Annotated in this window: 5 protein-coding genes; 1 reads left to right on the top strand and 4 read right to left on the bottom strand. The window is 69.3% G+C overall.

Annotated features, from left to right (window positions below; all coding sequences use genetic code 11):
* Positions 1–167: 167 nt before the first annotated feature.
* Positions 168–1,727, bottom strand: coding sequence for a Rieske 2Fe-2S domain-containing protein (locus AB0M20_RS27740; RefSeq protein ID WP_364303077.1), 1,560 nt, complete (start codon positions 1,725–1,727; stop codon positions 168–170).
* 127 nt (positions 1,728–1,854) lie between these two features.
* Between AB0M20_RS27740 and AB0M20_RS27735 the strand changes: the two genes are divergently transcribed.
* Positions 1,855–2,085 carry a DUF2631 domain-containing protein gene (locus AB0M20_RS27735; protein WP_364303079.1) on the top strand — a complete coding sequence of 77 codons (231 nt, stop codon included), beginning with the start codon at positions 1,855–1,857 and terminating at the stop codon, positions 2,083–2,085.
* Between the two features lie 21 nt (positions 2,086–2,106).
* Here the strand turns inward: AB0M20_RS27735 and AB0M20_RS27730 are convergent, their stop codons facing one another.
* The 3 genes from AB0M20_RS27730 to AB0M20_RS27720 all read right to left on the bottom strand — a co-directional run.
* Positions 2,107–3,078 carry a DivIVA domain-containing protein gene (locus AB0M20_RS27730; RefSeq protein ID WP_364303075.1) on the bottom strand — a complete coding sequence of 324 codons (972 nt, stop codon included), beginning with the start codon at positions 3,076–3,078 and terminating at the stop codon, positions 2,107–2,109.
* Positions 3,079–3,115: 37 nt separating this feature from the next.
* Positions 3,116–4,294, bottom strand: a complete 1,179-nt coding sequence (gene rlmN / locus AB0M20_RS27725) for a 23S rRNA (adenine(2503)-C(2))-methyltransferase RlmN (protein ID WP_364303073.1) — start codon at positions 4,292–4,294, stop codon at positions 3,116–3,118.
* 44 nt (positions 4,295–4,338) lie between these two features.
* Positions 4,339–4,835: phosphatidate cytidylyltransferase (locus AB0M20_RS27720; RefSeq protein WP_364303071.1), on the bottom strand; the 497-nt coding region annotated here is incomplete at its 5' end.

Here is a 4,835-nt window from a genome sequence, read left to right as displayed (position 1 = left end):
ACATAGGCCGTTTTTCGTTGTCCGGCCGTGTGCGAGGCGAGGTCCAGAGTGTGGCTGGCATCGGGCGCGACGCGCCCTAATACCGGGGTTGTATTTGGGTGCCTCGCGCCCGCTGTCAGGCGCGCTCTGGGCCACGCCGCAGCCCCGGTCGGACTACGAAACACGGCCTAGCCGTCTGACCTCTTCGAGGCGCGGATGCTGTGGCCGACGCCGGTCAGGCAGCGGCCCGAGGGCAGGTCGAACTTCCAGCCGTGCAGCTGGCAGGTCAGCACGTTGCCGTCCAGCACGCCGAACCGGGACAGGTCGGCCTTGAGGTGCGGGCAGCGGCGCTGCACGTCCCAGTCGCCGATCACCGTGTCCTCGGCGTCGACCTCGCGCTCGTGTTCGTCGTACCAGCCCTCGGCGTACTGCAGACGCTCCTCGGACAGGCACTTGAAGAACGAGTAGACGAACTCGTTGTACTGCCCGATCCGGGCCGCGGAGAAGCGGCAGGACAGGAACAGTGAGTTCACCCAGTCGCCCTCGTCGATGTGGATCAGGTGCTCGACCAGGGCACGGCCGGTCTTGAAGCGGTACCGCACCTTCTCGTCGGCGTAGGGGCGCACCTGCTTGCCGGGGAAGTCCACGACGATCGACTCGAGGATCTCGCCGTCCGGGCCGAACGAGTCGGTGAGGTCGTACCGGACCGGGCCGCCGACCCCCTTGGCCATGTAGATGGACTCCTCGAGCAGCGGCTCGATGCGCTTCTTCAGCTCACCCAGCACGTCGATCTCGGGGTGCCGCCAGGACGCCTTCTCCGCCTCGATGATGCCGCGCTTGCGCTCGCGCATCTCCTCGAGGTGCTGCACCTTGTTGGCGAAGAACTCGTCGACGTCGGTCGGGTGGGTGGTCGCGCAGGTGTCCTGGGTCAGCGTGGACACGCTGCCGGGCAGGAGCACGACGCCGTTGGTGCCGCCGACCTGCGCGTACTCCCGGATGAAGACCGACTGGTCCGGGAAGATGTTGCCCTCGTCGCCGAAGATGTCGTTGAACTGCCACAGCTCGTCGTCGAGGAAGCAGGGCGGGCCGGCGATCGGGAAGACGTAGGAGGCCTTGAGGTCGTTGATGTAGCGCCAGGTCCGGTCGAACTGCCGGTCACGCTTCTGCTTGCCGAACGCGCGCTTGGCGCCCTCCGGCAGCTCGTAGACCATCGGGTACCAGATCGCGCCGGAGAACTGCAGCATGTGCGCGTGCACGTGGCCCAGCTCGGCGAACGTGGTCAGGTCGGTGGGCCGGGCGTCGTTCTGGTTGAGCACCCGGATGCCGTCGTGCTCGACCCACAGCGCGGAGTCGCCGATCGGGCCGTCGGTGGGGCTGATCAGCGCCTGGATCATCACCTTGAGGCCGCCGTCGAGCTCGTGCACCTCGTTGGACCTGGTCCGCAGGAAGCTGGTGAAGCCGAGCTCGCGCAGCTCGTCCTCGAGCTGGCTGGTCGGGTATTCCGGCAGCAGCACCGTGGCCTTCTTGTTCACGTGCTGCTTCAGGTTCTTGGCGTCGAAGTGGTCGCGGTGCAGGTGCGACACGTACAGGTAGTCGACGTCGCCGAGGGTCTCCCAGTCCAGGAGCGAATTGTCCGGGAAGGGGAACCACGAGGCGAAATACGCTGGGTTGACCCACGGGTCGCACAGAATGCTGCCGGCGGCCGTGTCGATCCGCATGCTCGCGTGCCCCGTGCCAGTGATCCGCACCGTAGAACTCCCTCGCCTTGTCGATTTCCGACGGCATCGAAGGTACCGGGTGCGGGTTGGTGGGCCGCGCGCGGAGCCGTCGTGCGAAAATGAGCGGGATACTGGATCACCGCCGCAGGAGGACCGAATCGTGGCTGAAGAGCCGGTTTACGCACCCGACCAGCTCAAGCCGGGCAATCGCAAGTGGGCCCGTCGCGGCGCGCTCGGATCCGCGGTGATCATGCTGCTCTATCTGTGGGGCAACCACGAGGGCAACACCGAGAACGTCTACCTCATCCTCACCGCGTTGCTGCTGGTGGGGGCCGTGATCGCAGACACGGTGCTGCGCCGCAACGGCCTGAAGGCCAACGACCAGTAGGGCTCCCGAAGGAGCCCTCGCTCAGCGACGCCGCAACAGGATGTCCTTGACCTCACGCAGGGCGGCGTCCACCTCGGCCTCGAAATAGCCCCCGGGTACGAGCCCGAACTGGAGCGTGTCGAGCTCGTTCTCGGGGACCGGCATCGGCGCCCGGCCGGACATCGCCTGCAGGATGCTCTCGAAGAGCCGGTCCACCTGCATGGGGTCGTACCCGCTGCCGAACCGCCGCGGCTGGAACGTCCGCCGCAGCTGGTCGACGCGATACAGCTCGCCGTTGGGCCCGCCCGGACCGCCGGGCGGCGGTCCCATCGGCCCGCCCCCGCCCATCGGCGGACCGCCCATCGGAGGGCCGCTCATGGGCGAGGCCGACATCGGCGGCCCGCTCATCGGGGACGGGCCGTAGCCACCGCGCTCCCGCTCGCGCTCGGGCATCCGGATCTCGGCGGTCATGTCGGTCTTGCCGTGACGTCCGGGCTCGAACGGCTCGTACGCGCCGGTGTCGTACCCCGCCGGGCCGCGCTGCGGCTGACCGCCGTACGACGGCTCCTCATACCCGCCGCGACCGAAGGTCGGATCCGGGGCGGGCGGCGGCATCTGCTGGCGGTGCGGCATCTGCGGCGGCATCTGGATGCGCTCGGTCGGCGGCGCGGACCGGCCCATCGACGACGGGCCCATCCGGTCGACCGGCATGCCGCCGCCGGCGCCCCGCATCGGCTCGGGCTGCATCCGCGGGTCGGGCACCCGGCCGCCGCGCTCCTCGAACTCGGCGAGCTGCCGCTCCACCCTGTCCAGGTGCAGGTCGACCTGCCATTCGTCGTAGCCGCCGAAGCGCACGCGGAAGACCACGTCGTGCACCTCCTGCGCGCCGACCGGAGGACCGATCTGCTCGCCGGCCAGGGTCGCCTCCACGCGGTCGAGGAAGCCGTCGACCTCGTCGACCTTGTATCCGCGCCGCAACGCGCGCCGGCGGAAACGCTGTCCCTGACTAGTCACAACGTCTCCCACTCCGCCTGCTGGGCTCTCAACCCAGTCACTGTGCCACCTCCGCGTCGGCTGCGGTGCCCCCTGCGCCCGCCCCCGTCACCTCACTCGCGGCCAACTGGCCGCACGCCCCGTCGATCTCCCGGCCCCGGGTGTCACGGACCGTCGTCGCGACACCGGCAGCGCGCAGCCGGGCGACGAACTCCCGCTCGACCGGCTTGGGACTGGCATCCCACTTGCTGCCCGGAGTCGGGTTCAGCGGGATGAGATTCACATGGGCAAGCTTGCCGTGCAGCAGCCTGCCGAGCAGGTCGGCACGCCAGGGCTGATCGTTTACGTCCCTGATCAGGGCGTACTCGATGGAGATCCGGCGTCCGGTCTGCGCCGCGTAGTCGAACGCGGCTCCGAGCACCTCGGCCACCTTCCAACGCTGGTTGACGGGCACAAGCTCATCGCGCAGATCATCATCGGGGGCATGCAGTGAGAGTGCAAGGGTCACCTGAAGCTCTTCGGATATCAACCGTCGCATCGCAGGCACGAGACCCACGGTGGAGACGGTGATGTGCCGTTGGGAAAGGCCGAGCCCCTCCGGCGCCGGGGCGGTGAGGCGGCGGACCGCCTCGAGCACCCGCGGGTAGTTCGCCAGCGGCTCGCCCATGCCCATGAACACGACGCGGGACAGCCGCGGCGGGGAGCCGGTGACCGCACCCGAGGCGGCCACGCCGGCCAGATAGACGACCTGGTCGACGATCTCGGCGACGGACAGGTTGCGGGTCAGCCCGGCCTGGCCGGTGGCGCAGAACGGGCAGGCCATGCCGCAGCCGGCCTGGCTCGAGACGCAGGCGGTGACCCGGTCCGGATAGCCCATCAGCACGCTTTCCACGAGCGCGCCGTCGTGCAGCTTCCACAACGTCTTGCGGGTCGCGCCGTCGTCGCAGGCCATCTCGCGCACCGGGGTGAGCAGCTGCGGCAGCAGGTCGCCGGTGAGCCGGTCACGCGTGGCGGCGGGCAGGTCGGTCATCGCCGCGGCATCGCGGACCAGGCGGCCGAAGTAGTGGGTGGAGATCTGCTTGGCGCGGAACGCGGGCTCGCCGAGCCCGGTCACGGCCGCCTTGCGGCCGGCCAGGTCGAGATCGGCGAGGTGACGGGGCGGCATGCTGAAGCGACGCCGGGTACGCACGGCGTCAGGCGTGTCGGGGCTGGTCGGGATGACCGGAAGAGTCGTCATGGCGCGTCAAGTCTCCCACGCCCGCGCAGATCGTCACTCATCGCTTACCCCGGCGGCGCGATCAGTGTCAGCAGCAGGTAGGCCGTCGGCACCGCGAACAGGATCGAGTCGAGCCGATCCATCAGCCCGCCGTGGCCGGGAAGCAGCTGGCTCATGTCCTTGATGCCCAGGTCGCGCTTGAGCATCGACTCGGCCAGGTCGCCGGTGACCGCGACGACGGCGATCACGGCGCCGAACAGCGCTCCCCAGTAGAACGCCACGTCGAGCGTGAAGTACAGCACGATCGCGCTGCCCACGGCCGCGGCGGTGACCGAGCCGCCGAAGCCCTCCCAGGACTTCTTCGGGCTGATCCGCGGCGCCATCGGGTGCTTGCCGAGGAAGACGCCGAACGCGTAGCCGCCGGTGTCCGAGAGGATCACGGCGATCAGCGTGCACAGCACACGCCAGTCACCGTCCTCGGCGGGCTGGGCGAGCAGGATGCCGAAGGTCAGCAGGAACGGCACGTACACCGCGATCAGCAAGCTGGCGCGGAAGTCCTCGC

The sequence above is a fragment of the Actinoplanes sp. NPDC051633 genome (genome assembly GCF_040681735.1).
Lineage (GTDB): Bacteria > Actinomycetota > Actinomycetes > Mycobacteriales > Micromonosporaceae > Actinoplanes.
This window is presented reverse-complemented; position numbering and strand designations above follow the sequence as displayed.